The following is a 22,206-nucleotide window of genomic DNA, read 5'->3' as shown; positions in this document are numbered from 1 at the left end:
CATTGGTGCCCTCTCTGGCAAAAGGCTATTTAGCCGTGGTGACGTACCGCGCGCAGGAATTCCTGACGGGTATTCTGGCTGGATTTGAATAACCCACCCAATGATGTGGTGGTGGTCGCACTGGTTGCATCACGGATACCGCGTGCTTTGACGCAATAATGCACTGCATCAATCGAAACCGCGACATTATTGGTACCCAGTAGCGTCTGTAACGCCAACAATATTTGCTGGGTTAAGCGCTCTTGCACTTGCGGGCGCTGAGCAAAGAACTGCACGATACGGTTGATTTTGGACAACCCAATCACGCTATCTTTAGGAATATACGCCACAGTGGCTTTACCATCGATCGTCACAAAATGGTGCTCGCAGGTGCTGGTCAGGGTGATATCCCGTACCGTGACCATTTCATCGACCTTCATTTTATTTTCAATCAAGGTAATTTTAGGGAAATTTTCGTAATCCAGTCCGGAGAAAATCTCATCAACATACATCTTGGCAATACGTCTTGGCGTATCCGCCAAACTATCGTCCGTTAAATCAAGATTCAATAACTGCATGACTTGCGTCATATGCGCTTCAATCTGGGTCTTGCGCGTTTTGGCATCTAACTCTTGCTTACGCAACGGGGTTTCGAGGCCACGAGCCAGCAGCGCTTCATGAACGAGCTCAGCTTCTTTACTTAGCGATGACATTCTTTTCTCCAACAGGCTACGCGTCCGGGTGAAATAAACATGATGCAGATCACACCCGGATTTTGCTCCCCACTGTAGTTGAGAGCAAAATGATTATCCAGTGATTGTTATTCATATCCAATTGTTCTTTCTATCATGATGGATATAGAGCTTCAGCTCACGCCTTTAAACTGATTGCTCCACCACCCCTTCTCGAGCGCGGGCTGGCGTTTTAATCACCAGCGCGCCTGCAACGATCAGCGCGACAACCGCCACATAAAGTGCGGGTTCCAACCGATGGGTGAGCGTCGTCGAAATCGCCGATAATATCGGGCCAACTAACTGCCCGATGGCATAACCCGTGGTAAGGAGTCCCGCCATATAGCGCGTATGATCGGGCGCGAGTTCACGGCCATGCTGCAATGAAAGCTGCACCACACTGAGGAACCCACCGCCGGTCAATAATGCCCCCAGAGCCAGCCCGCTAACACCAGGGACTAACTCAGCACAGAGCACGCCAAGTGCCTGAATCCATAACGTCAACGCTAGGCGTGTCTGTGAGGTTAGGCAATGACGAGTCAAAATGCCAATGGTGATGCCGATAACCGCCGCCCCACCGAATACCGGCCAAACAAATTGAGCAAACAGACTATCAGGGAAACGAGCAGTCGCCATCTGTGATAGAAAAGTCGCCGGTAGAATATAGCCAAACCCAGCCAAACTGTAACTCCACACCAAGCGTTTTAGCGCCGGTGTTAAGGTCAATGGCACTGCTGCAATGTGTGGGCGATGTAATTCACCGCCACGTGGCAGATTGATACTTATCGCGGCAATAATAATCAGCGCCAATGTGCCATACACTGTCCACGCTTGCGCTGCAGATAACCCATAGCTATGAATCAGCACGGCTAGCATACCGCTGATGAAGATACCGGCCCCTGGTCCAGCAAAGACCGCAGCGCTGAGCGCTGGGCGACCATAATGCGCCAAGCGTTCATTGGTCCATGCCGCGATCAGCACCATTGACCAACCACTGGCCCAACCAATCGCAAAGCGAACAATGCCATGCCACCACGCGCCTTCAACGACTGCCGAGAGCAGTGTGAGCGCCACTGCTCCCCAGAGCCCCAGCCATAAGCGCCGTTCCACATGACGGCTGGCACGCATGGCGTCAAAGGCACCAAATAAGTAGCCCAGATAATTAAAGGCGGCAACCAACCCCGCACCCGTCAATGTGAATTGATGTTCTGCAATCATCAATGGCACTTGCGGCGTAAAAGCAAAGCGTCCAATGCCCATGGCGACCACTAAGGCCAGAAAGCCACTTAGTGCAATTCTTAAAGCCATTCATCTCACCTATTTGTTGCGCTGTCAGTTGAGAAATCTGCCAGTGGGTTAAAAGAAAGTTGCCAATATCATGCCTGAGCATTAGAATCACAAAAAATGAATAATAATTACCAAGTTCATCACGAAAAGAGAATAATTATGGATCTGACCCAGCTACGCATGTTTTGTTGCGTGGCAGAAACCGGTTCCGTTGCTCGAGCAGCGGAGCAGATGCACCGCGTACCTTCAAATCTCACCACTCGCCTGCGCCAACTCGAAATTGAGTTAGGTGCGGATCTGTTTATCCGTGAAAAACAGCGCCTACGCCTTTCTCCAATGGGACATAACTTTCTGTGTTATGCCCACCGGATTCTGGCATTGAGCGATGAAGCGATGCGTGTTACCCATGCTGGCGAACCTGCCGGTAACTTCCCCATCGGATCGATGGAAAGCACGGCCGCCACCCGCTTGCCTAGTTTGCTGGCGGCTTATCATCAACGCTTTCCCAACGTCACGCTGTCACTCACCACCGGCACGTCAGGCGAAATCATTGAGCAAGTCCGTGCGGGGACATTAGCAACGGCGCTGGTTGATGGCCCAGTCCAACACGATGAACTACACGGCTGTCGCTCCTTCGAAGAGCAACTGGTGCTGATTTCATGTTTGGATCACCCGCCTATTCGGCAAGCCCGCGATGCGGTTGATGAGACATTGTTTGCCTTTCGCACCAGTTGTTCATACCGGCTACGCTTAGAAGGCTGGTTCCATCAAGCCGGTATCTTACCGGGGCCTATCATGGAGATTCAGTCCTACCATGCCATGCTGGCGTGTGTCGCCAGCGGTGCTGGATTGGCACTGATACCACATTCCGTCTTGGCACTGTTGCCCGGCCATGAGCGGGTGCGAGTGCATCCATTACCCAGCGAGATTGCCGATACAGCCACTTGGCTCATCTGGCGTAAAGACGCCTTTAGTCCCAATGTCCGCGCGCTAAAAGAGTTGATCATCGAGCAATTTGATATTGATGATTAAGCGCACGGCACTGCATTTTCCGGTCATAATCTATACAAGAAAATGTTGCGACTCAGTCAAAAATCCAATGCAACATATATGATACATAAAGAATATATTTATATAACACTCATCACGAAGAAGCTATAGGAGCAACACCATGGAGATGATTAAAACCCGCGCCGCTGTCGCATGGGGGCCAAACCAGCCACTATCCGTTGAAGAAGTGGATTTGATGCCACCACAGAAAGGCGAAGTGCTTGTACGGATTGTCGCCAGTGGGGTTTGCCACACTGACGCTTACACCCTATCGGGTAAAGATCCTGAGGGGGTATTCCCAGCTATTTTGGGCCATGAAGGCGGCGGGATTGTTGAAGCGATTGGCGAAGGCGTTACCAGCGTGGCAGTAGGTGATCACGTGATCCCTCTGTACACGCCTGAATGCGGCGAGTGTAAATTCTGTCGCTCAGGGAAAACCAATTTATGTCAGGCGATCCGTAGCACACAAGGCAAAGGCTTGATGCCAGATGGCACGACTCGCTTCTCAAAAAATGGCCAACCCATCTTCCATTATATGGGCACCTCTACGTTCTCTGAGTTGACCGTTGTGCCAGAAATATCATTGGCAAAAATCAATAAAGAAGCGCCATTAGAAGAAGTTTGTTTGCTGGGTTGCGGCGTCACGACTGGTATGGGTGCAGTGATCAATACCGCCAAAGTGAAGCCTGGTGACACTGTCGCTATCTTCGGTTTAGGTGGCATCGGTCTTTCGGCGGTGATTGGCGCACAAATGGCCGGCGCGAGCCGTATTATCGGCATCGATCTGAATACCAGTAAATTCGAGCTGGCCCGCAAACTCGGCGCGACTGACCTGATCAACCCGAAAGACTATGATAAACCTATCCAAGATGTGATTGTCGAGCTGACCGATGGCGGGGTTGATTTCTCCTTCGAATGCATTGGTAACGTCAATGTCATGCGCTCTGCACTTGAGTGTTGCCACAAAGGCTGGGGCGAATCCGTGATCATTGGTGTCGCCGGTGCCGGTGAAGAGATCTCAACACGTCCATTCCAACTGGTGACAGGCCGAGTTTGGCGTGGTTCTGCCTTTGGTGGCGTCAAGGGCCGCTCAGAATTGCCGGGTATCGTGCAGCAATATCTGGATGGCAAATTCGCATTGAACGATTTCATCACCCATACAATGGGCTTGGATCAAATCAATGAAGCTTTTGACTTGATGCATGAAGGTAAATCTATTCGTACCGTGATTCATTTCGATCAATCTTCGCAAGATCGTCATTCATAAAATCATACTTTATAAAATCGTACTTCATAAAATAAGTCGACCAAGGAGGCAGACGCCGCATGAATATGTCACTTGAACTTCTCGAAGAGCACCGGATGTTTGGTGGATGGCAGCAACGCTATCGCCATGCCGCTAGCAGCCTGAATTGCAATATGACGTTCAGCATCTATCTGCCACCACCACGGGATGATAACCCACCGCCAGTACTGTATTGGCTGTCAGGGCTGACATGTAATGATGAAAACTTCACGTTAAAAGCGGGCGCACAGCGGATTGCTGCTGAACTGGGTATTGTGCTAGTGATGCCTGATACCAGCCCGCGCGGTGAGGATGTGCCGAACGATGAAGGCTATGATTTGGGGCAAGGCGCGGGGTTCTATCTGAATGCAACGCAAGCGCCTTGGTCGACGCATTTTCGGATGTACGACTATATCAGCCAAGAATTGCCCGCCTTAATCCGCGAGCATTTTAGTGTCAGTGATCGTCAATCTATCTGCGGGCATTCAATGGGGGGTCATGGTGCATTGATGTTGGCATTGCGTAACCCCCAGCAATATCAGTCAGCATCAGCCTTCGCGCCAATCGTTAATCCATGCCAAGTGCCTTGGGGCCGCAAAGCTTTTGCGGCCTATTTGGGCGCGGACGAAAGCCAATGGCTGCAATATGACAGTTGCCATTTACTGACTCATGCACAAATTCCGCTGCCGATGTTGGTCGATCAAGGTGATGGTGATCAGTTCCTCGCAGAGCAGTTACAGCCAGCAAAATTAGCCGAATTGGCACGTCAGCGTGATTGGCCACTGACGCTTCGGATTCAACCCGGTTATGACCATAGCTATTTCACCATCGCGACCTTTATTGAAGATCATCTACGTTTCCATGCAGAGTATTTGCACGCATAACATTAATTAAAAACGTCACTCTCAATTAATGCTATCTCAAGCCCCTACGGGGGCTTTTTTTATGCGTTATTTAATGAGTGATATGGGCTAATAAATGGCGAATTGCGGTTGATTGTAGAATGAATTAATACTCAGCCCCTAAACCACACTCATCTTGTTTCAGGGCTGATATATTTTACTGTTCCTATAAATCGACCTCTTGCCCTTTACGATGTAACCGTAAAGACACTAAGAAGGTGAGGAAACACATGGCTGAGACATACCAAAAGAAGCTATTTTCCAGATCAAACGACTTGAGAGACAGTGCCACATATTCAGCGCTGCCACCAAACATGGCATTTGCGACAGCATAGGATAAGCCGACCCCTAACGCTCTCACTTCCGGCGGGAACATTTCAGCTTTAAGTAACCCACCAATTGAGGTGTAGAAACTCAGTATAATCAGTGCCGTTACAATCAACGCAAAAGCAATATAAGGGCTGGTCACGCCTTTCAATGCATGCAAAATAGGCACCGTTAGCAGCATCGATAACAGACCAAAAATAAGCATGGAAGTGCGGCGGCTAATTCGATCGGACAACGCACCAAATAATGGCTGCATAATCATGAAAATAAAGAGCGCAGCCGTCATCACTAAACTGGCTGTTTTTACATCCATTCCGGCAGTATTAACCAAATACTTTTGCATATAAGTGGTGTAGGTATAAAAAGAGAGTGACCCACCCGCAGTAAAACCTAGCACCATGATAAATGCGCGGCGATTCTTCCACAGTCCTTTTAAGCTACCAGCATCTTTCTTATTACGCGTCTTTTCATCAGAGGTTTCATTCAACGAACGGCGCAAATAAAGTGCCACCACCGCCAATAATGCGCCCAGTACAAACGGAATACGCCAACCCCAGCTATGCAGAACATCTGATGGCAAAGTTTGCTGTAAAATAACGAGCACTAATAAAGCCAGTAATTGCCCCCCAATCAATGTGACGTATTGGAATGAGGCGTAAAAACCCTTCCGCCCTTTCACTGCCACTTCACTCATATAGGTTGCACTGGTGCCGTATTCCCCCCCAACGGACAACCCTTGGAATAAGCGAGCCACTAGCAGCAAGATAGGGGCCAAATTACCGATGGAAGCATAGGTAGGCAGGCAAGCAATCATCAATGAGCCTGCGCACATCATATAAACGGAAATCAACATGGAGAGTTTACGGCCATGTTTATCCGCAATATACCCAAATAGCCAACCCCCTATTGGTCGCATTAAAAAACCGGCGGCAAAAACACCTGCGGTTTGCACTAATTGCGTGGTGGGATTATCACTGGGGAAAAATAATGGGGCGAAATAGAGGGCGCAGAATGAATAAATATAAAAATCAAACCATTCAACTAAGTTACCAGAAGAAGCCCCAACAATTGCGCGAATTCTCTGCCGAGTATCTGCGCTCTCTGTCAAACGCGCTGATTGTGCTGAATTTTCTGTCGAAACTGCTTCGATTGATGTTGTTTCTGCCATGTTGATGTATCCATCATCTTGTTGAATGTTCACACCCACATGAACATTCTTTATGTATTGTCATATTGTTATATATTGGTAGTAATATTGTTTCAATTGACGTTATCTCTGGTTTCACAGTTTAGGAAAATACTTATATTTACTTGTGATCTCAAAGAGATAATTTTTGCAGCACTTATGTATGGCAGATGTATTTCTGTGAGGTTGAACGCAGATAAAACAATCAGAGACAATAATGCATCGATAATAATTGACCAGTGTTTGAGCTTCACTGGTCAATTATTGCGTTTAAGACTTAGACCTAAAACGCTGAGCCCGGTTGTAATAGAAATGCCTGTTCCTCAGCGCTGGATACCCGACCAAGAATATGATTGCGGTGCGGATAACGGCCGAAACGATCAATAATCGCTTTATGGCGCAACTCATAATCAAGTTGAAGCTCATTGCCTAGTTCGGTATAAAGCACCAGCGCTTGTTGATGAATGAATGGGGATTCCGAGTGCATAAATGGCATATAGAGAAAACCACGTTGTGTATCTGTTAGCTGCCCCGTCTGACCGCTGCTGATAGCCTCTTGAGCCAGCACCAATGCCATACCATCGCAGGAGAAGGAAGCGGGAAGATCACGGAACATATTCCGGCTGAACTGGTCGAGTACCAATATTTCCGCTAAGCGCCCTTCTATCTTTTGCCGCCAATTCGCCAGTTCGCCCTTGGATGCAGCCTGCCAGACTGAGCCAAAATGCTGACGCAAATGGGCATCAAAATCGTCATCCTTTTTGAACCACAATGCTGAGTCCATTTCACTGAACCAAAAATTAAGAATTTTTTGATAGTCCATATTTTTTCCCCTATTTCGTCAGCCAACAATAAACACTCATAAAAAAGCCTAGCACCGACCAATACAGTCCCAGTCTGTGGCCTTCATCCATTCACCCACCTTGCAATCTCTGCCATAATAGCCACCTTACTTGATAGGTAATTCTGCATCCACAATACCTCTTCGTTAGGGTGCACATAGACCACGGAGTTCAGCATGGATCACTGTAATACCTCGGATTTAATCTCTCTGGAACAAGCACTGACTACAATGCTGTCGCAGGTCACGCCATTACAAACAACAGAATTCATCCCGTTAACCGATGCTGCCGGACGTATCACTGCCAGTGCTATTACGTCCCCCATTGCTGTTCCCCCTTTCGCCAATTCGGCCATGGATGGTTATGCGGTGCGCAGTAATGAGCTTAGCAGCGGACTGCCTTTACCGGTGGCTGGTAAGTCTTTTGCCGGTGCCCCCTTTAACGATATTTGGCCTGCCAATACCTGTATTCGAATCATGACCGGCGCCCCGATCCCGACTGGCGCTGATGCCGTCATCATGCAAGAGCAGGCGGCGGTGAGTGAACAGGGTGTCACATTTAATGGCAGCGTGCGTATCGGGCAAAACATCCGTTTAGCCGGAGAAGATATTCAACAAGGTGCTGCGGTGTTCCCTGCTGGCGTAAAGCTTGGCACGGCACAGCTTCCCTTGTTGGCATCATTGGGGATTGCCGACGTGACTGTTTTTCGCGCGTTGAAAGTCGCTATTTTCTCAACCGGTGATGAATTGCAGGCTATCGGTCAGCCGTTGGGCGAAGGTCAGATTTACGATACTAACCGTTTTGCCGTGCGTTTGATGCTGCAACAACTGGGCTGCCAAATCATCGATCTGGGCGTTATCCCTGATGATCAACACGCTTTGCGCAAAGCCTTTGAGCAAGCAGATAGCGTGGCAGATCTCGTGATAAGTAGCGGCGGCGTTTCTGTTGGTGAAGCGGATTACACCAAACAAATGCTAGAAGAACTCGGCGATATCGGCTTCTGGAAATTAGCCATTAAGCCCGGTAAACCTTTCGCCTTTGGCAAATTGGCCCACGCTTGGTTCTGCGGCTTACCCGGTAATCCAGTCTCTGCTGCCCTCACCTTCTATCAGCTCGTACAACCTCTGATTGCCAAACTGTCGGGCCACTCTCAATGGCAACCACCGCTACGCCTGAAAGCCACTGCCATGACGAAATTGAAAAAATCCCCTGGCCGTTTGGATTTCCAACGTGGCATTTTCGCGTCCAACGCCAAAGGCGAGCTGGAAGTCCGCACCACCGGCCATCAAGGCTCCCATATTTTCAGCTCATTTAGCCAAGGCAATTGTTTCATCGTACTTGAGCGAGAACGTGGTTCGGTAGAGATCGGTGAAACCGTTGAGATAGAGTTATTTAACGCGTTGCTAGGGGGCTAAATGTTGCCTGAACTTTCCGATGCACAGGCTCTGCGGTACAACCGGCAAATCGTCCTGCGGGGGTTTGACTTTGACGGGCAGGAAAAGCTTAACGCGGCGAAAGTATTGATCGTGGGCTTAGGCGGCCTTGGCTGCGCCGCCGCACAATATCTAGCCGTGGCTGGCGTGGGGCATCTCACCTTACTGGATTTTGATACGGTCTCTCTCTCTAACTTGCAACGGCAAATTTTGCACCGTGATAATCGGATTGGGATGTCTAAGGTCGCCTCTGCGGCGTTAGCTTTGCCAGATTTGAATCCCCATCTGACGCTAACCACCATTGATGCTCAGCTAGAGGATGAACAACTCGCCGCTGCTATCACGGAACACAATCTCGTGCTGGATTGCACCGATAATATTGCCAGCCGTGAGCAGTTGAACCGCTTGTGCTATGCACAACGCAAACCACTGGTATCAGGTGCCGCGATTCGCATGGAGGGGCAAGTCAGCGTCTTTACCTATCAGGAGAATCAACCCTGTTATCGCTGCCTTAGTCGGTTGTTTGGTGAAAATGCCCTGACCTGCGTCGAAGCGGGAGTGATGGCCCCGTTGGTTGGGATTATTGGTAATTTACAAGCAATGGAAGCCATCAAATTATTGGCCAATTATGGTCAGGTCATTTCAGGGCGAATATTGATGTATGACGCTATGACGGCAGAGTTTCGCAGTTTAAAACTGGCAAAAGATGCCCACTGCGAAGTTTGCAGCCATGCTTAAAAGGTTTGCAGCAAGGCTTAGCCGAATTTGAGGCGAAAAAAAAGCTGATGCCATGCATCAGCTTTCTTTATTTTGACACCATCAGATAATCAGGACTGAATACCTTGGCTACGCAGATAATCTTCGTAGTTACCGGTGAAGTCGATCACCTTAGTTGGGGTCATTTCAAGCACTCGGCTCGCCAATGAACTGACGAACTCACGGTCATGAGAAACGAAGATTAATGTCCCTTCGTACATTTCCAATGCCATGTTAAGGGCTTCAATAGATTCCATGTCCAAGTGGTTGGTTGGTTCATCCATAACCAGAATGTTAGGACGCTGCATCATCAGCTTACCAAACAACATCCGCCCTTTTTCACCACCCGACAAGACCTGAACTTTTTTCTTGATATCGTCTTGGCTAAACAGCAAACGACCCAACACACTGCGCACAGCCTGCTCGTCGTCTTTTTCTTGTTTCCACTGGCTCATCCAGTCAAAAACAGTCAGGTCAATTTCAAAATCACTGGCGTGATCCTGTGCGTAGTAACCCACTTTGCTGTTTTCAGACCATTTCACCGTACCAGAGTCTGCTTCGTAGTCCCCGACCAGCGTTTTCAGCAGTGTCGATTTACCGATACCGTTCGGCCCAAGAATCGCCACTTTCTCGCCAACTTCTAAGCGCAGATCCAGTTTTTTAAACAATGGGCCGTCATCAAAACCTTTGGTCAGTAATTCAACTTCCAGCGCATTACGGAACAATTTTTTATCCTGATCAAAGCGGATAAACGGGTTCTGGCGGCTAGAAGCTTTAACTTCATCAAGCTGAATTTTATCAATCTGACGGGCGCGCGACGTGGCCTGTTTTGATTTAGAGGCGTTGGCACTAAAGCGGCTAACGAAAGATTGTAGCTCAGAGATCTGGGCTTTTTTCTTCGCATTATCGGACAACAGACGCTCACGCGCTTGAGTCGCAGCCGTCATGTACTCATCATAGTTACCCGGATAAACACGCAATTCACCGTAATCCAAATCCGCCATGTGTGTGCACACCATATTCAGGAAGTGACGGTCATGGGAAATGATGATCATGGTGCTGCTACGTTCATTCAGAACTTGCTCCAACCAACGGATAGTATCGATATCCAAGTTGTTGGTCGGTTCGTCGAGTAACAAAATCTCTGGGTCTGAGAACAACGCCTGCGCCAGCAATACACGCAATTTAAAGCCGGGGGCGATTTCGCTCATCAAACCATAATGTTGTTCAACCGGAATACCCACACCGAGCAGCAATTCACCCGCACGGGCTTCTGCGCTGTAGCCATCCATCTCACCATAGGCAACTTCCAGATCAGCCACTTTGTAGCCGTCTTCTTCGCTCATCTCAGGCAAGCCGTAAATACGGTCACGCTCTTCTTTGACTTCCCACAACTCGCCGTGACCCATAATAACGGTGTCCAGCACAGTGTTGTTTTCAAAGGCGAATTGATCCTGACGCAATTTACCCAAGCGCTCATTTGGATCAAGGAAGACGTTGCCACCACTTGGCGCCAAATCGCCACCAAGGATTTTCATGAATGTGGATTTACCACAGCCATTTGCGCCAATCAGACCGTAGCGATTACCGCCGCCGAATTTGACTGAAATGTTTTCAAACAGCGGCTTGCTGCCGAATTGCATGGTGATATTGTTAGTACTTAGCACAGAGCTCGCTCTCGATTGTATTACTGAATAGGGATATTCAAGAATGATAGAAAATGTGATTCGGCGCGCATTATGCCACAAGATGGCAAGAGTATCGCCTCCAGTTTTGCACGAAATCTCAGCAGGGGCTTAAATCTGAAAATACACGAGGATAACAACCCTGTTCTGGGACGTTAAAAGGGGCGAAATCGCCCCTAGAGTCATCCTAATTAACGCCTAAGCTATCAGTGCTATACCTCAATCACGCATTGTAATGCACTGTACTTATCCAATAAGTAAGGCCGTAGATAACCCACGGTATTAGACATCGGTAACACTTCTTCGCTAAGACGAATATTCAGCACATTAGAAATATAATGCCGGCGATGCATTATTCGTTGCCACACCTCAGGATAATGCGCCGCAAGTTCTTGACGTAGCGGCTCATCAGCGAGCGCAATACACTCTTCCGCACTCACCCCAGCGTAACCTTTCACCGAAGGAATAATGTCAATTTGGAATAACATGCCACTGCTGATTTTCTCATTAGAGCCACGATAAATCGGCGAACATAGCCACTCTTCATCGGCGACTAAGTGGCCCGGATTTAACGACCAATGATATTGCGATTGAGGGAATACCCTTTCAACCAATGCATACATCTCTTGGCCCAACATCCCAATGCGGATGTTTTCCAACCAAGCGACCACCGTGGTGTAATAAGGAATCGCCACTTTGTCGAGATAATCTCTTTCCGCCGCAGGCAATTCATCAGCTTGGTGAACAACATAACCCGTTCGGCTGCTCAAGCCGCCTTTAAACCCAGTGGTCAACGAGAGCTTATCGCCAAGTTGTACTGTTTTATCACTGGGATACAGATTCGCCTGTTCAAAACGGGCACCGGTTGCGGCAATCATGACAACCGTATTCGGTTGACCTTCATCAGCCAGATAACTGCCAAGTTGTTTTTCCGTTTTACCCACTTCTACAGCAGCTAGCGCATTAAGAATGCAATTCGATGCGAGATTTGCGCCATATTCATAGTGCGCCAATTCATTCGCATTATTGGTCACTCTGGCCGCAGTCTCACTCCCTATAAATAGCGCGGTGGCATTAATGACCGCAGTGGTGGATGAAACAGATTGTTTTATGGCATCTAGCATAAAATGCGGAATATCAAATAACTGGCTATTATCATCCAGCTTACTGGTGAAGAGTTTCCACCCGACTACCCCGACCTTTTTAGCTTGCTGAATACCCGTTTCTGCCAACAATTCAGCCAAGGTTTTACTGTTCCCCATCGGTTGATTCGGCAGTGAAAAATAGGGGACATGTATCCCCGTATTTTTCACTCGTGCATATTGCGATAACTTTAGGTTTTCATTACCCAACAACAGATAAATCTCACCTGTAGCATGTAACACTATCGCTGCTTCTTCAAATCGAGGAATAAACCCCGCTAAATATTCAAAGTTGCCGCCATGCTCTTTATCGGCATAAACAAATAAATAGTCGATACCCGCTTGGGACATGTTGTTAATGAGTTTGGCTTGGCGAGCGGCAATAGTGCTATCGCTAATGGCGACCTTAGATACGGCTTCAAATCGTGCGGGTGACTCAATCGGGGCCAGCTTGACTTGGCGCTTAGCCACGACTTTATTCATAGCCACTTTTTTATCCATCACAATCACGACCTCCATTAGTTAATTTAAATTAGGTTATTTCTATTGGGTTATAACCATTTAGCATCACGGGTAAAGGAGATAGTTAACCAGCGATGGGGACCTGAATCACCAATTGCATGGGAGATCTCATCACGTATCTTGTCAAAATAAAGAACCCCGCTATTTTCCATTTCAGGTGGAATAACAACATGAATTTCAACAAATAAGCCTCGACCAATGCGAGTAGCGTAATGCGAGTAATCAACAAATTGATATTTTTCCATTAGCCTATCCATCAAATTTTCCATGGAGGTATCTAATGTATCTGGTGTCATTTGCAATACTTCACGCACAGCAGAAATGACCGTTTTTATTGGGACAGGTATCAATATCAGCGTTAACAGGGCTAATACGCTAGGGTCAGTATAGACAATCAAATGCTCATAGCGCGTGCCTTCCATGCTCCAAGAAAGCAAAAATGCCACCAATAAAGCAGAACTAATACAGGCTGACATCAACCAGCTTTTGGTATCCAGTGCAATAAGTTCAGACTTAACACGCTTATTTAAGCGGCGCTGTTTTAAAAATACTGTAAAACAGAAAATACTGACGACTAGAGCATAAACAATTGCCCAGCCAAGTTCTAATTCACGACCGCCATCGATAATACCTTTGATAGCATTAACAAATGCATACAAACAGAGAAAAGCCAATAAACTGCCATTAAATGCCAGAACCAGCGGTTCAACATGCCAAAAGCCATATTGGAAGCGGCGGCTATTCGGTTGACCTAACAATCGCGAAACCAACAAGGATAAGCTGCACATACCAGCATCTAACGCGGAGAACATGCCATCAAAGATAATCGACATCGAACCACAAACAATGCCGAAAACGATCCCCATGGTGGCGATAAATAAAGTGAAAAAAATCGATCGCCGTAAAATCTGCTGTTCAAGCTTGGTGTCATGTAGCATAAGTGGAGCCGCTGCACTCTGTGTCGTCATGATTACACCCTATTATTTTGGTTATCATTGTTTGTTTCTAATGCAAGCAACTGTTTTTATTACAACCTATTATTTGTTATTTAATATTCGGCTTCAGATAGAAATCACAACAAGGAGTGTGAGACTCAATCAGCGTTAAAAGTAGTTTGTCATATTATTCAATTTTTACCAGTAAATTGCGCTTTTACTATCAATAGAAAAGCTTTTTAATCTATTGTTTTTACTTGCTTTAAGTTTCACTGGCTATGTTACGAGATATTTTATATCGCCAATTTGCCGCTTTATAGCATTAATACATGTTTTATTTTCATCTTTATCCTAAAGCCATCCACCAGCAAAATTTTATACTGATACTTCATAACAGACTTTATTTATTCTCATAACATACAAGTGAGATTAGAAAAAAGAAACGACATCGTAAATGAGTAGAAGTTGTTATTCGTCAAAAATGCATTTTCTACAGAACGATATTATCCAGTGTTTTGGCTAATACCTGTTTAGGGGGGAATATGGCGGCTAAGCTTAATATCCTATTAGTGCATGGCGCGTGGGCTGATGGTTCACAATGGCGACATATTATCCCCGCGCTACATGCGATGGGTCACCGGGTTATCGCTATTCAAAATCCCCTGACATCACTCGCGGATGATGTAGAACGTACAATCAAACTCACGACTGCGTTATATGGCCCTACCCTACTAGTGGGCCATGCTTATGGCGGTATGGTTATTACTCAGGTCGGGCACCTGCAAAATGTGGTAGGCATGGTGTATCTTGCCGCGTTCGCACCGGATGCGGGTGAAAGTCTATCAAGCCTTTCTGGCGCATTTCGCCCATCCCCCATTGGGGCAGCATACATTCGCCCTGATGATAATGGCTTTTTGTGGGTAGATACCGATAAATTCCACGAGAGCATGTGCCAAGATATTGATGAAAGCGAAGCAATAGTCCTAGCGTTATCGCAAAAACCGTTAGCGGCACGGGCTTATACGGATAAATCAGCCCAGCCAGCTTGGCGAGTGAAGCCTTGTTGGTATCAGATTTCAACGGAAGACAGAATGTTACCTGTTGAAATACAACGTGGATTTGCCGAGCGAATTCAAGCGCAAAAAGTGATTGAGTTGGCTGCTAGTCACTGCTCGCACCTATCGCATCCGCAGCAGATCATTGCCTTGATTGCCGATGCAGCAAATACGGTCAAATAATCAGCACCATTGCCATTAAACTCAATGAAGTTGTGGCAGAGCTCAAAGCCCTTACAAGGTTCTCTTATCCACAAACGAAAAAAATCCGCCCTAGAGCGGATTTTATGCAATCTAGTCATTCATCGTTAAAGATGAGTGCTGATCATCCTAAGTAATACTTAGAAAGTGTAACCTACGCCAGCAACCCAAGTACCGATGTCAACATTACGGATACGGCTCTGCTCGTAAGAGACGTCCAAAGCAACGTTTTGCATTGGGTTAAACTGCATACCTGCGCCATAGGTGAAGCCGTAATCGCTGGTGCTGTTTTTGTCTGAGTTAGCCGTTGGGAAGTTCTGAGTGAAGCGACCATAACCCACACCGACTAAACCATAAACGCTTGCCCAATCGTTGATACGGTAAGCAGGACCTGCGGTGATCGCGTTGTATTGTGCTTTGTTGTAAACAGATGCGCTGTCACCAAAGCTGCTTTTCTCAGTGTGAGTGAAAGAGGTGATGTAGCCCAGTTGGGAATCGCTCCACTCGTAACGGTATTTCAGGTTGAAGCCTGAAGATTTGTTTGCAACACCTTGGTAATCGCTCTGGGCATAACCACCAGAAACGGTGCTTTGACCTGCAAATGCTGAACCTGCAGTCACTGCTAATACACAAGCTGCTACCGCTGAAAGACATGTCATTTTATTCATAACCACCTCGAAAGACGCAAAAATATAGATGAAACAAAAACACCATGAAATTATAACAATAAACAGTTTGAAACTCTGCCTACTAATGATTGTCTAATCATTTATTTGGTGTAACAAAGAATTTCAAGTATCTTCCATCTTACTAATACGCTTACGATTTCCGGCTATCCTACACCTTATTGTGATACCCATCACTAAAATCCATTCCAGACTATTCTTAATTTTCCAGCTCAAATAAACATCAAAAATAGCGTTAAAAAACAGCGCCACGAGAGAAATCGTCGCCCTTTTTTATTTTTGATAACGGATTGGCGATTTTTAAACACTCCCCTGACATTTCATTTACACTGGCAAAGACGAAAACCTAATACTTATTTTTGAGGCTCAAAAGGATGTCTTTGTCTCCCCCATCCAAACATTCAATTCCGTTAGTCCCTATTTTGCTGTTGATAGTCGCCATGATCTCCATCCAAAGTGGCGCGTCATTGGCAAAAAGCTTGTTCCCGCTGGTTGGCGCACAGGGGATAACCTCTTTGCGACTCGGTATCGGTACACTCATTCTGTTTGTCATTTTTAAGCCTTGGCGGATGAAATTTGAAGCGGGCAGTCGTTTGCCCCTGCTTATTTATGGGGTGACGCTCGGTGGAATGAACTTTCTCTTTTACCTGTCACTGAAAACGGTACCGCTAGGCATTGCTGTCGCATTGGAATTCACTGGCCCATTGGCCTTGGCAATGCTGTCATCTCGCCGCCCAGTTGACTTTATCTGGGTCGGGCTAGCCGTTCTAGGGCTGTGGTTCCTACTGCCATTGGGGCATAACATTGGCACCATCGATTTATTCGGCGCGGCTTGTGCATTGGGTGCGGGTGTCTGCTGGGCGCTTTACATCGTTTCCGGGCAAAAAGCCGGTGGCGACCACGGGCCAGGGACAGTTGCGGTTGGCTCACTGATTGCCGCCCTAGTGTTCTGCCCGATTGGGGTGGCTTATAACGGTATGGCGCTGTTCTCCCCTGCTATTTTACCGGTTGCTCTGGCCGTCGCGATTTTGTCTACAGCCTTGCCCTACTCACTCGAGATGGTGGCATTAACCAACCTCCCGACACGAACATTCGGCACATTAATGAGTCTGGAGCCTGCATTAGCGGCAATTTCAGGATTAGTGTTTTTGAATGAGCATCTGACGTTGATTCAATGGCTGGCATTGGCATCAATCATCTGTGCATCTATCGGTGCAACGTTGACCATCAGGCCTAAGCCAAAGCTTGATAGCATTACTTAAATAGGGGCATTGAGTGGAAATTAGAGCAGCAACACCGGCAGATTTTACTGAAATATGGCCACTATTTCAGACCATTGTCAGTGGCGGTGATACCTATGTGTTCAGCCCTGACACACCCAAGCAAGATGCTTATGATTACTGGTTTGGTGCGGGTGTGCGTTGTTTTGTTGCCGTGCACCAACAACGTATTGTGGGCATGTATAAACTCATCAATAACCAACGTGACCTTGGCGCTCATGTGGCTAATGCTTCCTTTATGGTGGATGGGCAAGCGCGAGGTTTGGGGATAGGCAAAGCACTCGGCCTGCATTGCATTGAACAGGCCACCGCATTGGGCTACCGAGCCATGCAGTTTAACTTTGTGGTCAGCACCAATACGCTGGCAGTGGCGTTATGGCAAAAGCTCGGTTTCAAGATCATCGCCACGCTACCTGCCGCGTTTAATCACCGCCAATTAGGTTATGTCGATGCTTACGTCATGCATCGGGTATTGGTGCCAAGTTCAGACTAACATCCGATGATCCCGCCCAAAGCAGAATATTTTGATTTAACTTATTGCACGCCAGCCCAGTGATTTCGCGGGTTGGCGTTTTTTTATCATTATTTTTCGTTTTCTGTGCATCCAAAACCACAGGTTGGTTCGTATAGGTAGATGTGAGGCAAGACTTCACCACAACCCGCTCAAAAGGAATACATTATGAAAACGCTTATTCGTACCGCTATCTGTGCTTCCTTGGTATTCAGCAGTGTTTCTATGGCCGCGATGATGTCCGAAACCGTCATGGTCGGTGGTGCATCCATGTTCCCAAGCAAAAACATTATTGAGAATGCGGTGAATTCAAAAGATCACACCACATTAGTGGCAGCCGTCAAAGCTGCGGGGTTGGTTGATACCCTACAAGGTCCAGGGCCCTTTACCGTGTTTGCGCCCACCGATGCCGCCTTCGCAAAATTGCCCGCCGGTACGGTTGAAAGTTTGGTCAAACCAGAAAATAAAGCCATGCTCACCCAGATCCTGACCTATCACGTCGTCCCGGGTAAGTACGATATGAAACAGCTGCAAAGTAAAATCAAAGCAGGTGGCGGAACTGCGGAACTGAAAACCGTTAACGGCCAATCACTCTGGATTATGAATAATGGCCCACACAATATTCAGTTAAAAGATGGTAAAGGAAACGTCGCCAACATCAGCACCTATGATGTACAACAGAAAAATGGTGTGATCGATGTAATTGATACTGTCCTGATGCCTAAATAAATCCCGTCTATACTGGGTGCAGTGTCTTACTGCACCTGACGGATTTTTTAGGGATTGGCGCATGAATGAATGTTCTTTGGAACAACAAGTCGGACTGATCGAGGCCATTGCTAAAGGCGATCAGTCCGCGTTTGAACAGCTTTACCGTCTAACCTCCCCCCGATTATTCGCCGTAGCTGTGCGAATGCTACGTAGCCACGCCCGTGCAGAAGAAGTTCTACATGACAGCTTTCTCACTGTCTGGAATCGGGCGGATAATTACAACGCGCAACTCAGTGCGCCACTGACTTGGTTGACACACATTGTCCGTAACCGAGCAATAGATTTGATGCGCGGCAGCGATAACCGCTTACAAGCACTCGATGACGATGAAACCGAGATGCTGACGGACAACAGGCTGACACCGTTGGCGCAATTGCAGCAAGACAGCGAGGCTAAACAACTGGCAGACTGTTTAACGCATCTCCCTGCGGATCAACGCCAAAGTATTATGCTGGCCTATTATCAAGGGCTTTCTCATGGGGAAATATCGGTTCATTTACAACAACCCCTTGGTACGATAAAAAGCTGGATTCGTCGTGCACTGGACCACCTAAAGGACTGTGTAGGCTTATGAAAAACAGACGTGAATATGACTCAGCATTAGCCGCAGAGTATGCACTCGGCCCCCTGCGCGGATTGGCCCGAATGCGTTTTGAACGCAGGGTTCGCCGTGATCCTCGACTGGCGGCAGATGTTGCCAGTTGGCAGAGCTTGTTCACTCAACTCGATAATCGGTTGGCCCCCTTGGCCCCACCAGAACGCGTCTGGAAACGCTTAGTGTTGGAATTACCGCCGATTAACGTGCGCCACATCAATCGTCATCGTTGGCTGTATGCAGGCTGGGCGATAGCCGCATGCTTAGCGGCTGTTTTAATCATTCCGCGCCTATTGGTAGAACCGCCAAGCGCCATCCCTGTTGCGGTACTGTCTAATAGCCAGCAAAGTAGCCAATGGGTCGTTAGTCTAGAAAAATCAACCCGTCACTTGACCTTAACACCACTGAATCCCATTGAGGTCAGTCACAACAATAGCCTCGAATTATGGCGTATTCCTGACGGTAAAAAACCGCAATCTCTTGGGCTACTCAATGCCAGTGGCCCGACCCAATTGCAGTTAGCTGAAAATCAACTCGACGGTCATTCGCTGCTGGCCATTAGCCTTGAACCGCACGGCGGCTCCCCAACGGGTCAGCCAACAGGGTCAGTGCTGTTTAGCGGCCCAATACAGAATTTGTAACAGATGAGTGTTATTGGGTGCGGTCGCGGTGTAAACCGCGCCATCCCGTTGTATTTCTGAGTTTTTGCCTCGGAGGCCCTGCATGAAAGACTGGAATCCTGACTTATATCGTCAATTTGAAGCAGAACGTACTCGCCCTGCTCACGATCTGTTAGCTCAGATTGATCTCGCCGCACCACGTTACATTAGTGACTTAGGATGCGGGCCAGGCAACTCCACCGAATTGCTTTATCAGCGTTTTCCTGACGCTCAACTGGTGGGGGTTGATAACTCGGCCACCATGTTAGCCAGTGCGCAAAAACGCCTTCCTCATTGTGACTTTCTTGAAGCAGATATTCGCCAATGGCAACCTTCTGAACCACAGGATCTTATCTACGCCAATGCCTCATTGCAGTGGCTAACGGACCATTCACAACTGTTTCCGCATTTGCTTTCTCAACTAGCGCCCAACGGTGTACTGGCTGTTCAGATGCCGGATAACTTGGATGAACCCAGTCACCGCGCCATGCGCAAAGTCGCAGAAAATGGGCCTTGGCAGCAAACATTGCAAGAGGCGGGCGCGGTACGGGCAAAAGTACTCAGCGCGACTCAATACTATGATTTGTTAGCGCCTCATGGGGAACGAGTGAATATATGGCGCACCACCTACTATCATCCGATGCCCTCTGCCCAAGCGATTGTTGACTGGTTACGATCCACCGGCTTGCGCCCATTTTTGGACCCGCTTCCGGAAGCGATGCAAGTGGATTTCCTGCAAGATTATCTGTCCATCATTGATGCTGCCTATCCAGCCCTCATCGATGGCCAGCGCTTGCTGGCATTTCCACGCTTATTTATCATCGCTCACGCCCGAGCATAATCCCACAATATATACCGGCCAATAAATGAGGCCGGTATATCGCATTGATAAAACAACAATAAAATAGTCCTGCGTAAGAATTATTTATTTGTTATTCATTTTTATTAAAACTGACTTTCTACTCAATCAACTTATACGTTAACAATATTTCAACCTTTGGTTGCTGAGAAATATCCAGCTAGACACCCCATCAAAAGTTGAAATAAAAAACAGATATAAATCACAGCGATAGTCATTATCAATTAGCCATAACATTCAATTGAAATTATTTTATATACGAAACATAAAATTACACTTCAAAATACTTTCAGCATTCAACTATTTAATTGATAGGCAATATCTAAACTGCAAAATTAAATATCTTTGTTATACTTATTGCGGTGAAGAAATTGGTAATCAACTCAATAAAGGGATACCTATTATGAGTACAGCAAAACTGGTCAAAGCAAAATCTTCCGAACTCATCTATACCCGTAATGATGTCGATGAGCATGCAAAAGCACTGACGATTAAGCTCTTAAACCAATTGGTTATTCAGTTTATCGATCTGTCGCTGATCACCAAACAGGCTCACTGGAATATGCGCGGCGGTAATTTTATCGCGGTCCATGAAATGCTTGATGGCTTCCGTACCGCCATTAACGACCATTTGGATACCTTTGCAGAACGCGCGGTACAATTAGGTGGCGTAGCACTGGGTACTGCACAGTTGGTGACGGATAAAACACCACTGAGAAGCTACCCCACTAATATCCATAGTGTCCAAGAACATCTCAAAGAGTTAGCAGACCGTTATGGCGTCGTCGCTAACTTTATTCGCAAAGCGATTACAGAAGTTGATGATGAAGCCAGCGCAGATATGTTCACTGCCGCTTCACGCGATTTGGATAAATTCTTGTGGTTCCTCGAAGCCAATATTGAGTAATCGTCGTATTTGATTAAATGCACCTGCAATTTGAATAATAACGTCATAGAGGGTCGGTCAACCGGCCCTCTGAACGGAGGTTATATGGCAAGTGGATGGGCTGGAGACGGCGCAGTACAAGATCAAATTGACTCGACCCTTGAAGACGCCGTGCAACGTGCCAGACAGGCGCTCGGCAAAGGTAAGAGTGAAAATTATTGTCTCGAATGCGGGCAAGAAATCCCCGAAGCGCGCCGTAACGCATTGGCGGGTGTTAAGTATTGTCTCGCCTGCCAAACCGAATTAGATAAGCATCAAGCCAGCCATGCCGGCTATAACCGCCGCGGCAGTAAAGATAGTCAACTCAGATAACCCCCGCAGTCCACATCCCTACCCTGCACTTTTTTCATGCAAAAACTCGATGCAGTTAACAATATTGTTACATCGATGTTGTTTATCGATTGTTTATTCTTGATTGCAGAGTTAATAATAAGTAAATATATAGCCCATTGCACCATAATGAGATTATCGCACCATTTTGGTGGGCCAGCATGGTGCAATCAACGCTAACTCATTAGTTTCAGGCTAAGTACTTAGGGTAAAAGCCATATTTTTAAATAACTTGCATTTCTGGCACGATC

22 protein-coding genes are annotated in these 22,206 nt (G+C 47.1%); 14 read left to right on the top strand and 8 right to left on the bottom strand.

Annotated elements, in window-relative coordinates; all coding sequences use genetic code 11:
• Nucleotides 1-29: 29 nt before the first annotated feature.
• On the bottom strand, nt 30-692 hold the full coding sequence (gene folE / locus DA391_RS07665; protein ID WP_050872747.1) for a GTP cyclohydrolase I FolE: 663 nt from the start codon (nt 690-692) through the stop codon (nt 30-32).
• Nucleotides 693-857: 165 nt separating this feature from the next.
• Entirely contained in the window at nt 858-2,018 is a 1,161-nt protein-coding gene (locus DA391_RS07660) for a YbfB/YjiJ family MFS transporter (protein ID WP_050079928.1), read from the bottom strand.
• Between the two features lie 138 nt (nt 2,019-2,156).
• On the opposite strand from DA391_RS07660, the gene ptrR reads away from it, so the two are divergent.
• The 3 genes from ptrR (at nt 2,157) to fghA (ending at nt 5,216) form a co-directional block, all read left to right on the top strand.
• Nucleotides 2,157-3,029 carry a putrescine utilization regulator PtrR gene (gene ptrR, locus DA391_RS07655; RefSeq protein WP_050079929.1) on the top strand — a complete coding sequence of 291 codons (873 nt, stop codon included), beginning with the start codon at nt 2,157-2,159 and terminating at the stop codon, nt 3,027-3,029.
• Nucleotides 3,030-3,168: 139 nt separating this feature from the next.
• Nucleotides 3,169-4,314, top strand: a complete 1,146-nt coding sequence (locus tag DA391_RS07650) for an S-(hydroxymethyl)glutathione dehydrogenase/class III alcohol dehydrogenase (RefSeq protein WP_049606494.1) — start codon at nt 3,169-3,171, stop codon at nt 4,312-4,314.
• Between the two features lie 59 nt (nt 4,315-4,373).
• Entirely contained in the window at nt 4,374-5,216 is an 843-nt protein-coding gene (gene fghA, locus DA391_RS07645; protein ID WP_050872750.1) for an S-formylglutathione hydrolase, read from the top strand.
• Nucleotides 5,217-5,400: 184 nt separating this feature from the next.
• On the opposite strand, the gene DA391_RS07640 is transcribed toward fghA, so the two are convergent.
• Together DA391_RS07640 and DA391_RS07635 are read right to left on the bottom strand one after the other, a co-directional pair.
• On the bottom strand, nt 5,401-6,729 hold the full coding sequence (locus DA391_RS07640; RefSeq protein ID WP_050080122.1) for an MFS family transporter: 1,329 nt from the start codon (nt 6,727-6,729) through the stop codon (nt 5,401-5,403).
• A gap of 301 nt (nt 6,730-7,030) precedes the next feature.
• A complete protein-coding gene (locus DA391_RS07635) occupies nt 7,031-7,570 on the bottom strand; it encodes a DUF924 family protein (RefSeq protein WP_050079932.1) in 540 nt (179 codons plus the stop codon).
• A 195-nt stretch (nt 7,571-7,765) separates the two neighbouring features.
• Between DA391_RS07635 and moeA the strand changes: the two genes are divergently transcribed.
• Together moeA and moeB are read left to right on the top strand one after the other, a co-directional pair.
• A complete protein-coding gene (gene moeA / locus DA391_RS07630) occupies nt 7,766-9,004 on the top strand; it encodes a molybdopterin molybdotransferase MoeA (RefSeq protein WP_108087507.1) in 1,239 nt (412 codons plus the stop codon).
• Nucleotides 9,005-9,760, top strand: a complete 756-nt coding sequence (gene moeB, locus DA391_RS07625) for a molybdopterin-synthase adenylyltransferase MoeB (RefSeq protein WP_167398166.1) — start codon at nt 9,005-9,007, stop codon at nt 9,758-9,760.
• Nucleotides 9,761-9,849: 89 nt separating this feature from the next.
• On the opposite strand, the gene DA391_RS07620 is transcribed toward moeB, so the two are convergent.
• From DA391_RS07620 to DA391_RS07610, 3 genes are all read right to left on the bottom strand, one after another.
• On the bottom strand, nt 9,850-11,445 hold the full coding sequence (locus tag DA391_RS07620) for an ABC-F family ATPase (protein WP_072085289.1): 1,596 nt from the start codon (nt 11,443-11,445) through the stop codon (nt 9,850-9,852).
• 230 nt (nt 11,446-11,675) lie between these two features.
• A complete protein-coding gene (locus DA391_RS07615) occupies nt 11,676-13,088 on the bottom strand; it encodes an aminopeptidase P family protein (protein WP_057644975.1) in 1,413 nt (470 codons plus the stop codon).
• 68 nt (nt 13,089-13,156) lie between these two features.
• Nucleotides 13,157-14,095, bottom strand: a complete 939-nt coding sequence (locus tag DA391_RS07610) for a cation diffusion facilitator family transporter (protein ID WP_050079944.1) — start codon at nt 14,093-14,095, stop codon at nt 13,157-13,159.
• 509 nt (nt 14,096-14,604) lie between these two features.
• Between DA391_RS07610 and DA391_RS07605 the strand changes: the two genes are divergently transcribed.
• Complete coding sequence (locus tag DA391_RS07605) at nt 14,605-15,300, top strand: alpha/beta fold hydrolase (RefSeq protein WP_057649864.1); 696 nt, start codon at nt 14,605-14,607, stop codon at nt 15,298-15,300.
• Between the two features lie 158 nt (nt 15,301-15,458).
• On the opposite strand, the gene ompX is transcribed toward DA391_RS07605, so the two are convergent.
• Nucleotides 15,459-15,986: an outer membrane protein OmpX gene (ompX, locus tag DA391_RS07600; protein ID WP_042806560.1), complete on the bottom strand. Its 528-nt coding sequence runs from the start codon at nt 15,984-15,986 to the stop codon at nt 15,459-15,461.
• Between the two features lie 392 nt (nt 15,987-16,378).
• Between ompX and rhtA the strand changes: the two genes are divergently transcribed.
• The 8 genes from rhtA to DA391_RS07555 all read left to right on the top strand — a co-directional run bounded on the left by rhtA (nt 16,379) and on the right by DA391_RS07555 (nt 21,937).
• Entirely contained in the window at nt 16,379-17,266 is an 888-nt protein-coding gene (rhtA, locus tag DA391_RS07590; protein WP_050079946.1) for a threonine/homoserine exporter RhtA, read from the top strand.
• Between the two features lie 13 nt (nt 17,267-17,279).
• Complete coding sequence (locus DA391_RS07585; RefSeq protein ID WP_050079947.1) at nt 17,280-17,777, top strand: GNAT family N-acetyltransferase; 498 nt, start codon at nt 17,280-17,282, stop codon at nt 17,775-17,777.
• A gap of 186 nt (nt 17,778-17,963) precedes the next feature.
• The gene (locus tag DA391_RS07580; protein ID WP_050079949.1) at nt 17,964-18,524 is read left to right on the top strand and encodes a fasciclin domain-containing protein; all 561 of its coding nucleotides are present in this window, start codon (nt 17,964-17,966) and stop codon (nt 18,522-18,524) included.
• A gap of 61 nt (nt 18,525-18,585) precedes the next feature.
• Entirely contained in the window at nt 18,586-19,140 is a 555-nt protein-coding gene (locus tag DA391_RS07575; protein ID WP_019210599.1) for an RNA polymerase sigma factor, read from the top strand.
• Complete coding sequence (locus tag DA391_RS07570; RefSeq protein ID WP_108087506.1) at nt 19,137-19,802, top strand: anti-sigma factor; 666 nt, start codon at nt 19,137-19,139, stop codon at nt 19,800-19,802. Before DA391_RS07575 ends, DA391_RS07570 begins: the two co-directional genes overlap by 4 nt.
• 82 nt (nt 19,803-19,884) lie before the next feature.
• Complete coding sequence (gene tam, locus DA391_RS07565; RefSeq protein WP_057649862.1) at nt 19,885-20,661, top strand: trans-aconitate 2-methyltransferase; 777 nt, start codon at nt 19,885-19,887, stop codon at nt 20,659-20,661.
• Between the two features lie 421 nt (nt 20,662-21,082).
• A complete protein-coding gene (gene dps, locus DA391_RS07560) occupies nt 21,083-21,586 on the top strand; it encodes a DNA starvation/stationary phase protection protein Dps (protein WP_050079953.1) in 504 nt (167 codons plus the stop codon).
• 84 nt (nt 21,587-21,670) lie between these two features.
• Nucleotides 21,671-21,937: a DksA/TraR family C4-type zinc finger protein gene (locus tag DA391_RS07555; protein ID WP_050079954.1), complete on the top strand. Its 267-nt coding sequence runs from the start codon at nt 21,671-21,673 to the stop codon at nt 21,935-21,937.
• Nucleotides 21,938-22,206 lie beyond the last annotated feature (269 nt).

Source organism: Yersinia massiliensis, from assembly GCF_003048255.1.
Lineage (GTDB): Bacteria > Pseudomonadota > Gammaproteobacteria > Enterobacterales > Enterobacteriaceae > Yersinia > Yersinia massiliensis_A.
Note: the sequence above shows the minus strand (reverse complement) of the source record. Positions and strands in the feature narration are given on the sequence as shown.